Origin of the sequence: Streptomyces sp. sk2.1, from assembly GCF_008120935.1 — a bacterium.
In the GTDB taxonomy this organism is placed as follows: Bacteria; Actinomycetota; Actinomycetes; order Streptomycetales; family Streptomycetaceae; genus Streptomyces.
The window spans coordinates 1,371,236-1,387,573 of sequence record NZ_RDBO01000077.1 but is presented as its reverse complement, the minus strand read 5'-3'; the positions used below and the strand labels follow the sequence as shown (position 1 = coordinate 1,387,573).

At 73.0% G+C, this 16,338-nt stretch carries 14 protein-coding genes and 1 pseudogene; 7 read left to right on the top strand and 8 right to left on the bottom strand.

Features of this window, described 5'->3' with window-relative positions; genetic code table 11:
• Positions 1–632 (top strand): hypothetical protein (locus EAO76_RS33440; RefSeq protein WP_148840453.1); only part of this gene is annotated, 632 nt, incomplete at its 5' end.
• 96 nt (positions 633–728) lie between these two features.
• Here EAO76_RS33440 and recX read toward each other — a convergent pair.
• Complete coding sequence (recX, locus tag EAO76_RS33435) at positions 729–1,460, bottom strand: recombination regulator RecX (protein WP_148839760.1); 732 nt, start codon at positions 1,458–1,460, stop codon at positions 729–731.
• Between the two features lie 3 nt (positions 1,461–1,463).
• Positions 1,464–2,585 carry a recombinase RecA gene (recA, locus tag EAO76_RS33430; RefSeq protein ID WP_148839758.1) on the bottom strand — a complete coding sequence of 374 codons (1,122 nt, stop codon included), beginning with the start codon at positions 2,583–2,585 and terminating at the stop codon, positions 1,464–1,466.
• Between the two features lie 433 nt (positions 2,586–3,018).
• On the opposite strand from recA, the pseudogene EAO76_RS33420 reads away from it, so the two are divergent.
• Together EAO76_RS33420 and EAO76_RS47795 are read left to right on the top strand one after the other, a co-directional pair.
• Positions 3,019–3,372 (top strand): annotated as a pseudogene (locus tag EAO76_RS33420) (DUF6344 domain-containing protein); the annotation flags it as partial.
• A gap of 234 nt (positions 3,373–3,606) precedes the next feature.
• Entirely contained in the window at positions 3,607–4,533 is a 927-nt protein-coding gene (locus EAO76_RS47795; protein WP_187438914.1) for an ankyrin repeat domain-containing protein, read from the top strand.
• A gap of 36 nt (positions 4,534–4,569) precedes the next feature.
• Here the strand turns inward: EAO76_RS47795 and EAO76_RS33410 are convergent, their stop codons facing one another.
• Complete coding sequence (locus EAO76_RS33410; RefSeq protein ID WP_148839753.1) at positions 4,570–5,739, bottom strand: AI-2E family transporter; 1,170 nt, start codon at positions 5,737–5,739, stop codon at positions 4,570–4,572.
• A gap of 259 nt (positions 5,740–5,998) precedes the next feature.
• Positions 5,999–6,193 carry a DUF3046 domain-containing protein gene (locus tag EAO76_RS33405; protein ID WP_148839752.1) on the bottom strand — a complete coding sequence of 65 codons (195 nt, stop codon included), beginning with the start codon at positions 6,191–6,193 and terminating at the stop codon, positions 5,999–6,001.
• A 79-nt stretch (positions 6,194–6,272) separates the two neighbouring features.
• On the opposite strand from EAO76_RS33405, the gene EAO76_RS33400 reads away from it, so the two are divergent.
• Positions 6,273–7,187: a hypothetical protein gene (locus tag EAO76_RS33400; protein WP_148839750.1), complete on the top strand. Its 915-nt coding sequence runs from the start codon at positions 6,273–6,275 to the stop codon at positions 7,185–7,187.
• 137 nt (positions 7,188–7,324) lie between these two features.
• Here the strand turns inward: EAO76_RS33400 and EAO76_RS33395 are convergent, their stop codons facing one another.
• From EAO76_RS33395 to EAO76_RS33385, 3 genes are read right to left on the bottom strand one after another with little or no spacing between them, the layout of a single operon-like run.
• A complete protein-coding gene (locus EAO76_RS33395) occupies positions 7,325–7,636 on the bottom strand; it encodes an AzlD domain-containing protein (protein WP_148839749.1) in 312 nt (103 codons plus the stop codon).
• Positions 7,633–8,466, bottom strand: coding sequence for an AzlC family ABC transporter permease (locus EAO76_RS33390; RefSeq protein ID WP_262375915.1), 834 nt, complete (start codon positions 8,464–8,466; stop codon positions 7,633–7,635). Before EAO76_RS33390 ends, EAO76_RS33395 begins: the two co-directional genes overlap by 4 nt.
• Positions 8,467–8,476: 10 nt before the next feature.
• A complete protein-coding gene (locus EAO76_RS33385; protein WP_148840451.1) occupies positions 8,477–9,346 on the bottom strand; it encodes an AraC family transcriptional regulator in 870 nt (289 codons plus the stop codon).
• Between the two features lie 91 nt (positions 9,347–9,437).
• On the opposite strand from EAO76_RS33385, the gene EAO76_RS33380 reads away from it, so the two are divergent.
• The 3 genes from EAO76_RS33380 (at position 9,438) to EAO76_RS33370 (ending at position 15,791) form a co-directional block, all read left to right on the top strand.
• On the top strand, positions 9,438–14,093 hold the full coding sequence (locus EAO76_RS33380) for a DEAD/DEAH box helicase (RefSeq protein ID WP_148839748.1): 4,656 nt from the start codon (positions 9,438–9,440) through the stop codon (positions 14,091–14,093).
• Positions 14,094–14,156: 63 nt separating this feature from the next.
• On the top strand, positions 14,157–14,963 hold the full coding sequence (locus EAO76_RS33375) for a DNA-formamidopyrimidine glycosylase family protein (protein WP_148839746.1): 807 nt from the start codon (positions 14,157–14,159) through the stop codon (positions 14,961–14,963).
• A gap of 63 nt (positions 14,964–15,026) precedes the next feature.
• The gene (locus tag EAO76_RS33370; RefSeq protein WP_148839744.1) at positions 15,027–15,791 is read left to right on the top strand and encodes an SDR family NAD(P)-dependent oxidoreductase; all 765 of its coding nucleotides are present in this window, start codon (positions 15,027–15,029) and stop codon (positions 15,789–15,791) included.
• Here EAO76_RS33370 and EAO76_RS33365 read toward each other — a convergent pair.
• On the bottom strand, positions 15,739–16,113 hold the full coding sequence (locus EAO76_RS33365) for a hypothetical protein (protein WP_148839743.1): 375 nt from the start codon (positions 16,111–16,113) through the stop codon (positions 15,739–15,741). The two genes, EAO76_RS33370 and EAO76_RS33365, sit on opposite strands and share 53 nt — an antisense overlap.
• Positions 16,114–16,338: the final 225 nt, after the last annotated feature.

Here is a 16,338-nt window from a genome sequence, read left to right as displayed (position 1 = left end):
CCCCCGCCCTCACCCCGGACCAGTTCGACGCCCAGGTCGCCCGCCTCCACGACACCGAGGCATGGCGGCGGATCGTCGCCGGCTGGGACCTCACCGCCACCGACCCCGTGCGGCCTTCCGGGGCCGACCTCGCGGAACAACCGGCGGCCCACGAACCGGCCGACTGGCGTGATCTGCTGTCCGTACCGGTCGACCAGCTCATCGCCGACTCCGTGCGTTCCCTGCCGACGCCCCCGCCCCACGAACGCCCCCTGCCCGGCCGACTGGGCGCGATCCTCCCCGACCGGCTGCACGCCTGGCGACGCATCGGCCGGGCCGATGTGCGACCCTCCGTCCATCTCGCCCACGCGAGGCGGATCCTGACCGAGTGGGGCTGGCAGAACACCCCCTACCGGCTCCGCAACGCCCGTGGCGCACGGTGCATCTGCGGCGCCCTCCTCACCGCGCACCGTCTGGGTCACGGCTCCCTCGACACCGTGGACCGCGCCGGTGCCTGGCTCGTCACCGAACTCCGTTCCCAGGGCTGGACCGGGCTGATCGGCCCCTGGAACCGCTGTCCCGGCCGCACCGCCGCTGACGCACTCGCCCTGATCGACGCCACCATCGTCCGAGCCGCCCGCGCCGGACAGTGACGCCTCCCCGCGCATCGGCCTGCCACCACCACGAGTCGCCCCCCGACGTCTCGCAGGTTCCCTCGCACGCCACCGCACGGTGTCTGTCCGGTCCGGTCAGAACGGCTCGTCCAGCCCTTCGGTGTCCTCCCCCTCTTCCTCCAGTGCCTGCCGCACCACGCGCAGCGCCATGCCCTCCCCGTAGCCCTTGCGGGCGAGCATGCCCGCGAGGCGGCGCAGTCTCTTGTCCCGGTCGAGGCCACGGGTCGAGCGCAGCTTGCGCGCGACCAGCTCCCGGGCGGTGGCCTCCTCCTGCTCGGAGTCGAGCTGCCCGATGGCCTCGTCGATCACGTCGGAGGAAACCCCCTTGGTCCGCAGCTCCCGGACGAGAGCACGCCGGGCCAGCCCTCGTCCGTGGTGCCGGGACTCCACCCAGGCGTCCGCGAACGCGGCATCGTCGATCAGCCCGACGTCCTCGAAGCGCGAGAGCACTTCCTCGGCCGCCTCATCCGGGATCTCCCGTTTGCGCAGGGCGTCGGCGAGCTGCTTCCGCGTGCGCGGGGTCCCGGTGAGCAGTCGCAGGCAGATGTTGCGCGCCTGCTCGACCGGGTCTCGCGACTCCCCCTTCTCGGCCCTCGACGAGGAGGGGGAGCCGCTGCTCCTGGTGCGGGAGCGGGTACGGCGACCCGCCCCCTCGCCGGATCCGGGGCCCGAATCGGTGCCGTGACCGTAATCGGTCTCCGGCCCGTACGTGTCCCCGGACCCGGTCGTGTACCCCGCGGCGAATTCGTGGCCGGGGTCGACGCCGTGGTCGGTGACGCCGACCGGCCACTCCGTACGACGCGTCACGGTCTAGCTCTTGGCCGCCGCGGTCTTGGCCGACTTGGCCTTGCTCGCCGGAGCCGGCACCGCCTTCGCGCTCTCGGCCGGAGCCGCTGCGCCGCCCGCCGCATCCGCGCCGGCCGCGCCGTCCTCCGGCTTGACCCCGACACCCAGCTTCGTGAGGATCTTCTTCTCGATCTCGTTGGCGAGATCGGGGTTGTCCTTGAGGAAGTTGCGGGCGTTCTCCTTGCCCTGGCCGAGCTGGTCGCCCTCGTAGGTGTACCAGGCTCCCGCCTTGCGGACGAAGCCGTGCTCCACACCCATGTCGATCAGGCCGCCCTCGCGGCTGATGCCCTGGCCGTAGAGGATGTCGAACTCGGCCTGCTTGAAGGGCGGCGCGACCTTGTTCTTGACGACCTTGACGCGGGTGCGGTTGCCGACCGCGTCGGTGCCGTCCTTCAGCGTCTCGATCCGGCGGATGTCGAGGCGCACCGAGGCGTAGAACTTGAGCGCCCGGCCACCCGTCGTGGTCTCCGGCGAGCCGAACATCACGCCGATCTTCTCGCGGAGCTGGTTGATGAAGATCGCGGTGGTCTTGGACTGGTTGAGCGCGCTGGTGATCTTGCGGAGCGCCTGGCTCATCAGACGGGCCTGCAGACCCACGTGCGAGTCGCCCATCTCGCCCTCGATCTCGGCCTTCGGCACGAGCGCCGCGACGGAGTCGATGACGATCAGGTCGAGCGCGCCGGAGCGGACCAGCATGTCCACGATCTCGAGGGCCTGCTCGCCGTTGTCCGGCTGGGACAGGATGAGGTTGTCGATGTCGACGCCGAGCTTCTTCGCGTACTCGGGGTCGAGTGCGTGCTCCGCGTCGATGAAGGCGACCGAGCCGCCGAGCTTCTGCGCGTTCGCCACCGCGTGCAGCGTCAGCGTCGTCTTGCCGGAGGACTCCGGTCCGTACACCTCCACCACGCGACCGCGCGGCAGGCCGCCGACCCCGAGGGCCACGTCGAGGGCGGTCGACCCGGTGGGGATCACTTCCACGGGCTCGTTCGGCCGCTCGCCGAGGCGCATCACCGCGCCCTTGCCGAATTGCCGTTCAATCTGTGCGAGTGCGGCGTCCAGCGCCTTCTCGCGGTCGGTTCCTGCCATGGGTTCCACCCGATTTGCTTGAGTCGATCGCTTCACGTCAAAGACGCTAACCCCTGCCACTGACAATGGGCCTCGACGTCCTCCCGGCCTGTGGACAACTCCACGGTCGGGCCCGGGAAACCCCGGCCGGAATCCCATGAGAATGGATGTTCGATTTTAGTGTCAAGCGCACCACGCCACACCCGCCCACCCTCGGGCCGCCACCGCCCGCGCACGCCTCGATGCGCAGCCCGGGATGGTCGGCGCGGAGCCGGTCCATGATCCGGTGGACGGCGCGGGTGTGACCGATCCACAGGCGGTCCGGGCCGGTTGAACCATACGAGTGGTGTTCATCTGAAGATCCGCGCACCGGTGGCGTGGGTCCGGGAAATCGCAGGCCACATACACATCATCAGAAAGGCAAGCAAACCGGACCACCCGAAAGTGAGGGGCCATGAGCACCTTCAAGGCCAAGAGCATCTGGACCGCCTTCATCACCGCCTTCTTCGCGCTTCTCGCCGCACTGGGCCTCATGGGCGCCACGGCGACGGCCACGGAGAACGGTGCGGCGGAGCCGACCACCACGAACCAGGAGCACACGGGTCCGACCGCGGCAACCGCGACCACCCCGTCGGTGCGATGGGCCCTTCCGCGTGACACGGCCCTGCCGCCCACGATGAAGCAGCGCATCCGCGCCGAGGCACACGGCTCCTCGCCCGCCACCCGCCACCTGTCCGACGGCGCCACGAACACCGAGGACGCCACGAGCACCGAAGGCACCACGAGCACCGCCAGCGCCACGGACTCCCACGGCACCGCGCACGCCGGCGACGTCACGAGCACCGTGGGCACCGACAGCGCTCCGCGCACCGGTGGCACGGCAAGGACCGAAGGCACCCCGCGCCCGCCCCTCGCCCTCGCGCCACGGAGGATCGAACGGCCGGATGTCAGACCTGTGTGTGAGCCTTGTGGGAGCGGAGAAGCCGTACGGATCGACGTCGGAGGAGGACCGGTGACGGCAGGGAACAACGGCTGGACCGGCATGGGCCGGGACTGGACGGACCACGACCACGTTCGCCGGTGTCTCGACGAAGGCGCCGGTCCGGAGGCGTGGAGCGGGGGTCGGCCGCTGCATCGTGCGGCGGTGTTCGGCTCGCCGGAGGTCGTCGCCGAGTTGGCCGGACGGGTCGCGGACGTGGACGCGCCGGAGAACGGGGTGACGGCCCTGTGGGAGGCCGTCGTGGCCGGGAAGCCGGAAAACGCGCGGGTCCTCGCCGCCGCCGGGGCCGATCCCTGGCGGCCGTCGCTCGGCGGCTGGTCACCGGGTCGGCTGGGCCTCGCGGGGCCGGCGCCGGACCTGTTCCCGGTACCGGCCGGGGTGCGGCTGACCGACACGGAGCGCGCGACGGCGCGGGAGGCCCGTCGGCTCCTCGCGGCACTGGGCGAGTTCCATCACGACGGCTTCGGGCTCGCCTGCGTGGCCGGGATCGACGCGGCCGAAGCTGTCCGCCGCCTGGAAGCGGCGCCGGTGCGGGACGAGGTCGCCGGCGGGATACTCGACGACCCGTACGAGTACGACATGGACGAGAGCCTGCGGATCATCGGTGTGACGTCCGTACCGGGCGGCTGCGTCGTGACACAGCCGTGGGGATACGCGCCGCAGATGCCGGGCGTGCTGACCCGGCTGTCCGCCGGAACCGTCTGTTACGGCCTGTACGCCAATCCCAAGAGCGGCAACCAGGGCAGCATCGCCCGCTGCGGCGTCATCGAGGGCTGGGACCTGCACCCGGGTGGCGGCCCGTACGAGGACGGCACCTCCGGGGAAGTCCTGAGCGCCTATCTCTACCGGCACAGCGCCGTGGCCTACTGCTGCGCCTTCGCGGGGCTGCGTCCGACCGGTCCCCGTGCCGTGGTCGGACCTCCCGATCTGTGGGTCGAACTGCCGGATCGCGACCACTGGAGCCACTGACCCGGACGGAACGCCCACGTCCGCGCCCCGGGGCGGTCAGGGCCGCTCCGGGTCCTCCCGGTCCCCGGCGTCGGCGCTCCGGCCGTTCCCGTCCTCCTCGGGCACACGCCAGGCCCGGCGCAGCCGGGAGAGCAGCGGCTCGCCGCGCCGTCGGCTCTGCCCGTGCACCCGTGGGTCGTCCGTCACGTCGTACCGCTTCACGTACGCGCCGAGGAACGCCTGGAGCGTGGCGACGGCCGGGATCGCGATCAGCGCGCCCACGGCGCCCATCAGCGCCGTGCCCGCGATGACCGACCCGAAGGCGACCGCCGGGTGGATGTCGACCGTCTTGGAGGTGAGCTTGGGCTGGAGCGCGTAGTTCTCGAACTGCTGGTAGATCACGACGAAGCCGAGCACCCACACCGCGTACCACGGGTCGACGGTGAACGCGATCAGCATCGGCAGCGCGCCCGCCAGGTACGTGCCGATCGTGGGGATGAATTGGGAGACCAGACCCACCCAGACGGCGAGCGCGGGCGCGTACGGAACCCCGAGGATCACCAGCAGGACGTAGTGCGCGACCCCGGAGATGAGTGCCATCAGACCGCGCGAGTAGAGGTAGCCGCCGGTCTTGTCCACCGCGATCTCCCAGGCCCGCAGGACCTCGGCCTGCCTGGCGGGCGGCAGCACGGAGCACAGGGCGCGCCGCAGCCTGGGCCCGTCGGCCGCGAAGTAGAACGAGAACAGGAAGATCGTCAGGAGCCGGAACAGCCCGCCGAGGACGGTGGTGGAGATGTCGAGCACTCCGGTCGCGCTGTTCTGCACGTACTTCTGCAGCCAGTCGGAATGGAGCACGCTGTCCTGGATCTCGACCCGGGAGAGGTCGGTGCGGAAGGTCTGGTTGACCCAGTTGATCACCGAGTCCAGGTACTTCGGGAACTCCTCGACCATGTCGGCGATCTGGCCCGCGAGCATGGAGCCGAGCAGGACGACGAAGCCCACTCCGGCGATCAGCACGGCGAGGAAGACCAGGAAGGTGGCGAAGCCCCGGCGTATGCCGCGCGCCGACATCCTGCTCACCGCCGGTTCGATGGCGAGCGCCAGGAAGAACGCGATCAGCACATTGATCAGCAGCCCGATGAGCTGGTCGAACGCCCAACTGCCGAGCCGGAAACAGGCGTAGAGCGCCAGGGCGAGCACCATGGCACGCGGCAGCCACGAGGGCATGCGGGCCGATCCGGTGCTGTCGGAGGGCGGTGTCCGTGGAGGGACGGGCGGGGTGGAAAGCGGCTGGTTCTGTGCTGTCTCGTCTGTCGGTGCCACGGCTCCAGTCTCGCCTACGACGGTGACGAGACGTTGTCCGCCCCGGACAACAGGGCTGGTCCGGCGGCCGACGGGCCGGGAAAGACCTCTTGTCGATCATGGCCGGAAGGCGCTGCCCGCCAACGGCGGATCGGGAACCGGCCGGCGTACCGCGGGCCGGGGGTCAACGCTTGTCCTCGGGGATGCCGACCGCCGCGCAGACACCGCGCCAGACGTCCTTCGTCTCCCAGCCCGAGGCCAGCGCCTGGTGCACCGTCTGCCCGCCGAGCTCGGCCATCACATGATCGCGCGCGAAGGAGTCGGCGTACGCCGCGCCGAAGTGGTCCGCCATCCGTTCCCAGAAAATCGTCAACCGCATGACCTCAGTATCGCGCTCCTGAGAGTGCAGCCCGGCCGCTACGTCTTGCCGAGAGCGCTTACCGCCCTACGGTCGGTCCATGGCTGGAACCGGAACAAGTCCCCTCAAGCGCGCCGAGCAGTTCATCTGGCTCACGGCCCGCGTCCTGGAACAACGGCGGTTCGCCCATCACTTCCTGAAAGGAAGTGCGGACGCCGTGGAGACCGCGCTCGCCGCCTACCTGAACGAGGACGGCGGCTACGGGCACGCGCTCGAACCCGACCTGCGCGGCCCCGTGAGTCAGCCGCTGCACACCGCGCACGCGCTCAGCGTGCTCGACTCCATCGACCGCTGCGGCGGTCCCCGGGTGGAGCGGATCTGCCGCTTCCTCACCGAGGTGTCGACCAGGGAGGGCGCGCTGCCCGCCCTCCTGCCGACACAACGCGGCTATCCCGTCGCGCCGTTCATCCCGGTCATCGACGACCCGCCCCCGGAGCTGCTGACGACCGGTCCCGTCGTCGGGCTCCTGCACCGCAACGCGGTGTGGCACGCCTGGCTCTTCCGGGCGACCGACTTCTGCTGGGCAGCGGTCGAGGCCCTGGACCGGTCGCATCCGTACGAGATCGAGGCGGCGCTCGCCTTTCTGGACGGCGCCCCGGACCGGGCCAGGGCGGAGGCGGCCGCCGACCGGCTGGGGCGGCTGGTGCGCGACCAGCGGCTCGCCGTGCTCGACCCTGAGCGGCGCGACGAGTACCCCGTGGCGGCCGGGTACGCACCGGGTGAGCAGCACTTCCCGTACGACTACGCCCGTACGCCCGGGTCGCTCGCCCGCCGCTGGTTCACCGACGAGGAGCTGTCCCGCTCGCTGGACCATCTCGCGGCCGAGCAGCAGGCGGACGGCGGCTGGCCGGTCAACTGGCGGCAGTGGGCTCCGGGCACCGCCCTGGAGGGGCGGCCCATCGTGACCCTCAAGGCGCTTCTGACGCTGCGCGCCCATGGTCGCGGCCTCGGCTGAGGCCGGTGGCCGGGGCGGGCACCCGCCGGCGCGCCCGGTCGCTGCCGGGCGATCGGGGCCTCCCGCTCGATCGCTGCCGGATGATCGCCGGGTGATGGTGGTCCTCCGCCCGGCCGGCCCCGGCCGCGGGGCCCGGATCAGGCCCAGCCGAGGGCGCGCACCCCTGCCGTGACGGCCACGGCGGATCCCACGACCACGAGGAAGGGCGCGCGCAGGGCCAGGGCGAGCGCCGCCGCGGCGAGACCCACGCCCCTGGCGTCCAGGGTCAGGTGCCGGCCGTCGCCGAACGTCTGCTGCGCGGTGAGTGCCGCCAGGAGCGCCACGGGCAGCAGCGCCGCGAGGCGCCGGGTGAGCGGGCGTTCCAGCACTCCCGCGGGCACCAGCAGCCCCAGCAGTTTGGCGAGGTAGCAGCTGGCCGCGGTCAGCGCGATGGCGATCCAGACGTTCATCGGTTCTCCTCCGTGCCGGCCGCGGACCGGTCCGGCTCCCGGCGCCCCTCCGCCGCGCGCGCCGTACCGTCGCGGCGCCCGTTCAGGAAGAGGACGGCGGGTGCGGCGAGCGCGGACAGCAGGACGGGGACGCCCGCGGGCAGCACCGGCAGCAGGCCGAGCACGAGCAGGACCGCGAGGGCGGCGGTGACGCGTTCGGTGGTGGTCCTCAGCATCGGTGCCAGCAGGGCGAGGAAGACCGCGGGCGATGCCGCGTCCAGCCCCCAGGTCTCGGTGTCGCCGAGTGCCTCCGCCCCGAGTGCGCCCAGCAGCGTGGTCAGGTTCCACAGCACGTAGAGGGTGAGTCCGGTGACGGCGAAGCCGATCCGGGCCGCCCGCCGGGTCGGCTGCGGCAGGGTCACCGCGGTCGTCTCGTCGATGACCCACTGGGCGGCGAAGGGGCGGAGCGGTCGCGGAAGCGCCAGCAGCTGCGACAGCCGCAGTCCGTAGAACGAGTTGCGCACGCCGAGGAAGAAGGCCCCGGCGGCGGCGGTGTACGGGTTGCCACCCGCGGCGAGGGCGCCGACGAGGGCGAACTGCGAGGCGCCGGTGAAGACGGCGAGGCTGAGCACGCAGGTCTGCAGGAGGCTCAGCCCCGAGCCGGCCGAGGTCACGCCGAAGGCGAAGCCGGAGAGGCCGACGGCTATGCCGACGCCGAGCGCGTCGCGCACGACGGCCGCGTCCGGCTTCGTACCGGGCGTCTCCGGCCGCTTGCCGGGGCCGGTCGTGCCACCGTCGGGCGTGCTCGTCGGATCGCCGACGCCCTCGGGAAGAGTTGTCTGTTCTGCCACGACCGGAACGCTACGTGGGCCGTTCGGGACCGGTCTTGTACGTTCTTGCGCGTTCGCGCCGGTATGCGCCGGGTGGCACTCCCACGATCCGGGTGAAATGACGGTTGAGATGCGGCTGGTCGGTGAAACCGACCCGGACGGCCGCCTCCGCGGGTGCCGTGCCCGCGTCGAGCATCCGGCGCGCGGCGCGCACCCGGGCGTCGGTGAGCCAGGCGTGCGGCGGCATCCCGTATTCCTTCTTGAAGGCCCTCAGCAGTGCGAAGGGGCTGGTCCCCAGCTCCGCGGCCAGTGCGTCGAGCCCGGGCGGCTTCGCCATCCGGCCCTCCAGCACCGCACGGGCCCGGGCGGCGTCGCGCGCGCCCGCCGAGCGGGGGGTGCGGATCGGCAGCACGCTGCCGTGCCGGCCGAGCAGCCGTGTGACCATGACCCGCAGCACGGTGTCGGCGGCCAGCGCGTTGCCCTCCTCGGCGGCCCGGTGGACCGCGCGGATCAGCCGGGCCGCGTACGGGTCCACGACGCTGGTCTCGGTGAAGCCGACCGTGCCGCGCAGACTCGTCGTGTCGGCGGCGATGTCGTTGACCACCTGCGCCGACGGGTAGAGCGTGGCGTACACCCAGCCCTCGGGAACGCCCGCGCGGGCGGTGTGCGGGACCTCCGGGTTGATCATGACCACGGTGCCGGGGCCGGCGTGGACGGTGCCGTCCGGCAGCCCGACGTCCTCCACGCCGTGGGTGATGGTGCCGAAGACGTAGCCCTCGTGGCTGTGGCGCGGGAAGGTGTGGCGCACGTACCGGGCACGCAGCAGGTCGAGGTCGGGCAGTTCCGCGTACTGCCAGTGCCTCGCCCACTCCCCCGATCCGGGCTCCGGTGCGATCGCCATGGGGAAATTCTCGCAGGTCCTGGGCCTGTGCCCCATGTCGGCGGGCAGGACGCCCCGGCCGTTGTCAGTGCCGGGGTGCACGATGGAGGGCATGGCTGGCTCCGTGCTCGACTCGTTCTCCCCCGCGACCCGCGGCTGGTTCTCGGGCGCCTTCAGCGCGCCCACGGCGGCGCAGGAGGGTGCCTGGCGCGCGATCGGCGAGGGTTCGGACGTGCTGGTCGTCGCCCCGACCGGCTCCGGCAAGACCCTCGCCGCGTTCCTCGCCGCGCTGGACGGGCTGGCGTCCGTCCCGCCGCCCGCGGAGGCGAAGAAGCGCTGCCGGGTGCTGTACGTGTCGCCGCTCAAGGCGCTCGCGGTCGACGTCGAGCGCAATCTCCGCTCGCCGCTGACCGGGATCCGCCAGGAGTCGGTGCGGCTGGGGCTGCCGGAGCCCGAGGTGCGGGTGGGTATCCGCTCCGGCGACACCCCGGCCGCCGAGCGCCGTTCGATGGCGGCCAGGCCGCCGGACATCCTGATCACCACGCCCGAATCGCTGTTCCTGCTGCTGACCTCGTCCGCCCGGGAGGCGCTGTCCGGCGTCGAGACGGTGATCCTCGACGAGGTGCACGCCGTGGCGGGTACGAAGCGGGGCGCCCATCTCGCGGTGTCGCTGGAGCGGCTGGACGAGCTGCTGCCGCGGCCCGCGCGGCGGATCGGCCTGTCGGCGACGGTCCGTCCCGTCGACGAGGTGGCGCGCTATCTGTCGCCCCGGCGCAGGGTGGAGATCGTCCAGCCGCCGTCCACCAAGCGGTTCGACCTGTCGGTGGTCGTGCCGGTCGAGGACCTCGGGGAGCTCGGCGGTTCCCCCGCCACCGACGCCGACGGGCCCGACCGGGCGGACAAGCCCTCGATCTGGCCCCATGTCGAGGAGCGGATCGTCGACCTCGTCCAGCAGCACCGCTCCACCATCGTCTTCGCCAATTCCCGCCGCCTCGCGGAGCGGCTGTGCAACCGGCTCAACGAGATCGCGTACGAGCGGCTCACCGGTGAGACGCTCTCCGAGTCCCACTCCCCCGCCGAGATCATGGCCGAGTCCGGCGCGGCGAAGGGCGCCCCCGCGCTGCTCGCCCGTGCCCACCACGGTTCGGTGTCCAAGGAGCAGCGGGCCCAGGTCGAGGAGGATCTCAAGGCGGGCCGGCTGCCCGCCGTGGTCGCCACCTCCAGCCTCGAACTGGGCATCGACATGGGGGCGGTCGACCTCGTGATCCAGGTGGAGTCGCCGCCCTCGGTCGCCTCCGGTCTGCAACGGGTCGGCCGGGCCGGGCACCAGGTGGGCGCGGTCTCCACCGGTGTGGTCTTCCCGAAGTACCGGGGTGATCTGGTGCAGGCGGCCGTGGTCACCGAGCGGATGCGCGAGGGCGCCATCGAGTCGCTCCGGATCCCGGCCAACCCGCTGGACGTGCTGGCCCAGCAGCTGGTCGCCATGGTCGCCCTGGACAGCCGGCAGGTGGACGACCTGCTGGCCGTGTTCCGCCGCGCCGCCCCCTTCGCCGCCCTGCCCGAGTCGGCGTTCACCGCCGTGCTGGACATGCTCGCCGGCCGCTACCCGTCCGATGCCTTCGCCGAGCTGCGCCCGCGCGTGGTCTGGGACCGGGTGGCGGGGACGGTCACGGGCCGCCCCGGTGCCCAGCGGCTCGCCGTCACCTCCGGCGGGACCATTCCCGACCGCGGGCTCTTCGGGGTCTTCCTCGCGGGCGCCGATCCCAAGAAGGGCGGCGGCCGGGTCGGTGAGCTCGACGAGGAGATGGTGTACGAGTCGCGGGTCGGCGACGTCTTCACGCTGGGCACCACGTCCTGGCGGATCGAGGACATCACCCGTGACCGGGTCCTGGTGTCGCCCGCCCCGGGCGTTCCCGGCCGGCTGCCGTTCTGGAAGGGCGACCAGCTGGGCCGTCCGCTGGAGCTGGGGCGCGCTCTGGGGGCGTTCCTCCGCGAGATCGGCGGGCTCCCGCCGGAGGACGCCCGCGCGCGGCTGCTGGCCGCCGGTCTCGACGCCTGGGCCGCCGACAACACCCTGTCGTACCTCGACGAGCAGCGCCGCGCCTGTGGTCACGTACCGGACGACCGGACCGTCCTCGTGGAGCGGTTCCGCGACGAGCTGGGCGACTGGCGGGTGGTCGTCCACTCCCCGTTCGGCGCGCAGGTGCACGCCCCGTGGGCGCTGGCACTGGGTGCCCGTCTCGCCGAGCGGTACGGCATGGACGCCCAGGTGATGCACGCCGACGACGGCATCGTGCTGCGGCTGCCCGACGCCGACCTGATGGGCCTGGACCTGCTGGACTTCGATCCCGCGCAGGACCCCCTCCAGGACCCGGTACCGGCCCCCGGCCTCTCGTACGACAGCGAGCAGCCGCCCGTCGGCGCGGCGGACGTGACGTTCGACCGGGGCGAGATCGAGCAGATCGTCACCGACCAGGTCGGCGGTTCGGCGTTGTTCGCCTCCCGGTTCCGCGAGTGCGCGGCCCGCGCCCTGCTGCTGCCGCGCCGCAGCCCCGGCAAACGGACCCCGCTCTGGCAGCAGCGGCAGCGCGCCGCGCAACTCCTCCAGGTCGCCTCGGAGTTCGGCTCCTTCCCGATCGTCCTGGAAGCGGTCCGCGAATGCCTCCAGGACGTCTTCGACGTCCCCGGGCTCACGGAACTCATGGGCGACCTCGAAGCACGCCGGGTCCGGCTGGTCGAGGTGACCACCCCGGAGCCCTCGCCCTTCGCCCGCTCCCTCCTGTTCGGCTACGTCGCCCAGTTCCTGTACGAGGGTGATTCGCCCCTGGCCGAACGGCGGGCCGCAGCCCTCTCCCTCGACTCCCATCTGCTGGCGGAGCTCCTCGGCCGGGCGGAGCTGCGCGAACTGCTCGACGCCGACGTCCTGTCCGAGCTGGAGCAGGAGCTCCAGTGGCTGACGGAGGACCGCGGGGTCAAGGACGCCGAGGGCGTCGCCGACCTTCTCCGGGTCCTCGGTCCGCTCACCGACGCGGAGCTGGCCGGGCGCGGCGCCCACCCGGCCTGGGCTTCGGAGCTGGCCGCCGCCCGCCGGGCCATCCGGGTCCGGATCGCCGGGGCGGACCACTGGGCCGCGATCGAGGACGCGGGACGCCTGCGGGACGCGCTGGGCACCGCTCTCCCGGTCGGCGTCCCCGAGGCGTTCACCGAACCGGTGAAGGATCCCCTCGGCGACCTCCTCTCCCGGTACGCCCGTACGCACGGCCCGTTCACCTCCGCCGGGGCCGCCGCCCGGTTCGGTCTGGGCACGGCCGTCACGGACGGGGCGCTGCAGCGGCTCTCGGCGTCCGGCAGACTCGTCCAGGGCGAGTTCCACCCGGCCGGCATCGGCCAGGAGTGGTGCGACGCCACGGTGCTGCGCCGGCTGCGCCGCCGCTCGCTCGCCGCCCTCCGGCACGAGCTGGAACCGGTCCCGTCCGCCGCCCTCGCCGGCTTCCTTCCCCAGTGGCAGCACCTGGGCAGCAACAGTCTGCGCGGAATCGACGGACTGGCCCGCGCCGTCGAGCAGCTGCAGGGAGCGCCCGTCCCTGCGTCGGCGCTGGAGAAGCTGATCCTGCCGGGCCGGGTGACGGACTACACCCCGGCACTGCTCGACGAGCTGACCACCACCGGCGAGATCGTCTGGGCCGGTGCCGGTGCCCTGCCGGGCAAGGACGGCTGGCTGTCCCTCTACCCCGCCGACAGCGCGCCGTTGCTGCTCCCGCCCCCGCACCCGCTCGAACTCGGCGCGTTGCACGCATCCGTCCTGACCGCCCTGGCCGGCGGATACGGGCTGTTCTTCCGGCAGATCGCCGACCAGGTCCGCGCCACCACGCACCCGGACTGCACCGATCCACAACTGGCCGACGCCATCTGGGACCTGGCCTGGTCGGGCCGGCTCACCAACGACACGCTGGCGCCGCTGCGTTCGCTCCTGGGTTCCGGCCGCACTGCCGGGTCGACGGCCCACCGCGCCAGACGGAACGTCCCGCGCGGACGCTACGGATCGCTCACCACCGCCACCCGGCCCGCTTCCCGGACGGGCCCGCCGACCGTCTCGGGCCGCTGGTCCCTGCTGCCCTCGACCGAGCCCGATCCCACGCACCGCGCGCATGCCCTGGCCCGTACGCTCCTGGACCGCCATGGGGTGGTCACCCGCGGCGCGGTCCAGGCCGAAGGGGTCGAGGGCGGCTTCTCCGCGGCGTACCGCGTCCTCTCCGCCTTCGAGGACAACGGGCAGGCCCGGCGCGGTTACGTCGTCGAGGGGCTGGGGGCGGCCCAGTTCGCGATGGACGGCGCGGTCGACCGGCTGCGCGCCACGTCCACCGCCCTCGACCGTGCGGAGCCCGGTGCCGCGCCCCGCGCCCTGGTCCTCGCGGCGGCGGATCCGGCCAATGCCTACGGCGCGGCGCTGCCCTGGCCCGAGCCGCCGGAGGGAGCCGGGCACAAACCGGGCCGCAAGGCCGGCGCCCTGGTGGTCCTGGTCGGCGGCGAGCTGACGCTGTACATGGAGCGCGGCGGCAAGACGCTGCTGGCCTGGCCCACCGATCCGGACGACCCCGCTCTCCTGGCGGCGGCCGGGGCGCTGGCGGCGGCAGCCCGTGCGGGAGCCCTCGGCACGGTCACGGTGGAGCGCACCAACGGCGCCTCGGCCCTGACCTCCCCGCTCGGCCGCACGCTGGAGGCGGCCGGCTTCCTCGCGACCCCGAGAGGACTCCGCCTGCGCGCCTGAATCCCCGCCAGCCGGGCCCCGCGCCCCGGCCGGCCACGGAGGTCCACCCCGCATCATGGAGGCATGCCCGAAGGAGACACCGTCCTGCAGACCGCCGAGCGTCTGCGCGCCGCGCTCGCCGACCGGACCCTGACCCGTTTCGACCTGCGTGTGCCCCGGTTCGCCACCGCCGACCTCACCGGCCGGACGGTGCTGGACATCGTTCCGCGCGGCAAGCACATCCTCATCCGCGTCGAGGGCGGGCTCACCCTGCACAGCCACCTCCGGATGGACGGGGCCTGGCGCGTCCATGCCGCGGGCGAGCGTTGGCGCGGCGGCCCCGCCCACCAGATCCGCGCCGTCCTCGCCAACGAGTGGCACACCGCGGTCGGTTACCGGCTGCCCGTGCTCGAACTCCTCCGCACCCGGGACGAGGAGCAGGCCGTAGGCCATCTCGGTCCCGATCTGCTGGGGCCCGACTGGGACCCGGAGAGGGCCCTGCGCAATCTGCTCGCCGACCCCGGCCGCCCCCTCGGAGAAGCCCTGCTGGACCAGCGCAACCTGGCCGGAATCGGCAACATCTACAAGGCCGAGCTCTGCTTCCTCGCCCGCGTCACCCCCTGGCTCCCGGCCGGAGAGCTGCCCGCTCCCGTCGCCGCCCGCCTGGTCACAACGGCCGGACAACTCCTCGAAGCCAACCGTGCCCGCCCCGTGCGCACCACCACGACCACACGGGCCGCGCCGCACGGACGGGGCCCGAGGGAACGGCTCTGGGTCTACGGCAGGGCCGGCCGCCCCTGTCTGCGCTGCGGCACCCCCGTCCGCGTCGCGGATCAGGGCACCCGCCCCACCTACTGGTGTCCGCGTTGCCAGTCGGGCCCCACGGGCTGAGGCCGACCCGAGAGCCCGCACCACCAATTGACGGATCGTCAGATTCGGTCGTACGGTCCGGACATGCCTCGCATCGCGTACGACCTCACGGACCGCGCCGCGTTCGTCACCGGCGCGGCGAGCGGCATCGGCCGCGCCTGCGCCCTTCTGCTCGCGGCCGCGGGCGCCACCGTGCACTGCGCGGACCGCGACGAGAAGGGCCTGACGGAGACCCGGGACCTGATCACCGCGGCGGACGGCACGTCCCACACCCATGTCCTCGACGTCACCGACAGCGACCGGGTCCGCGCGGCGGTGGCCGCCTCGGGCGACCTGGACATCCTGGTCGCCGTCGCCGGGGTCATGCACACGAGCAGCGTCCTCGACACCTCGGACGAGGACCTCGATCGCGTGCTCGCGGTCAACTTCAAGGGCGTTCTGCACGCCTGCCGGGAAGCGGCGCGCGGCATGATCGCGCGCGGGGCTCCGGGCTCCCTGGTCACCATGGCCTCGGGGGCGGTCGACGCCGCCGCTCCGGGTCTGCTCTGCTACAGCGCGGCCAAGGCGGCGGTCGTCCAGTTGACCAGGACCCTCGCGACCGAGCTGGGGCCGCACGGCATCCGGGTCAACGCCGTCGCCCCGGGCTGGATCCGTACCCCCATGACGGCTCGCCACGACGCGGAGCAGCAGCACCGGACGGAGGCCGCGATGGCGCGGCTCTCACCGCTCGGAAGAGTCGGCGAACCCGAGGACGTCGCCCACACCGTGCTTCATCTCGTCTCCGACGCGTCGGCCTTCATGACCGGCCAGATCCTCCGCCCGAACGGCGGCGTAGCCATGCCCTGGTGACACGACGGCCGCGCACCGCGCACCGCACCCCCACGGCGTGCCAGTGCCGTGCCCACCGCACCGCGACGACCGGCCACCGCCCCAGGCCCTCGCCCACGTCCTCGACTCCGGGGACGCCCGGGGCCACGCGCCCGCCGGCCCTGCGCATCCCCGCCGACCGGGCGGCCGCGGCCACGTGCACGGGCAGCAGGCTCAGTCCCCATCCGCCCGCCGCCACCGCACCCTCGACGAGCCCCGCATGGGCCGGTTCCAGCACGAGCCGCAGCACGGCCCACCACCACACCCCGCCGAGAACGAGCGCCGGCACCCATCGCCGTACCATGGCTGCCTCCTCCGGCCGAACCTAGTGCGGCGCGTTCATCGACGGGAGGGCGCATCGGGGCGCACCACCGGCGCCCCGCTCGCGACTGCGGACCATTGCGCGCTCTCGCCCGGGAACCCCGGGACCGAAGCCCCGGAGAGCCCCGAAGCCCGAGATCCCGAAGGGCCCCGGAGATCCCGGAACGCACCGCGCCCGATACACGACCGAGCGCCTTCGCTCCTGGGC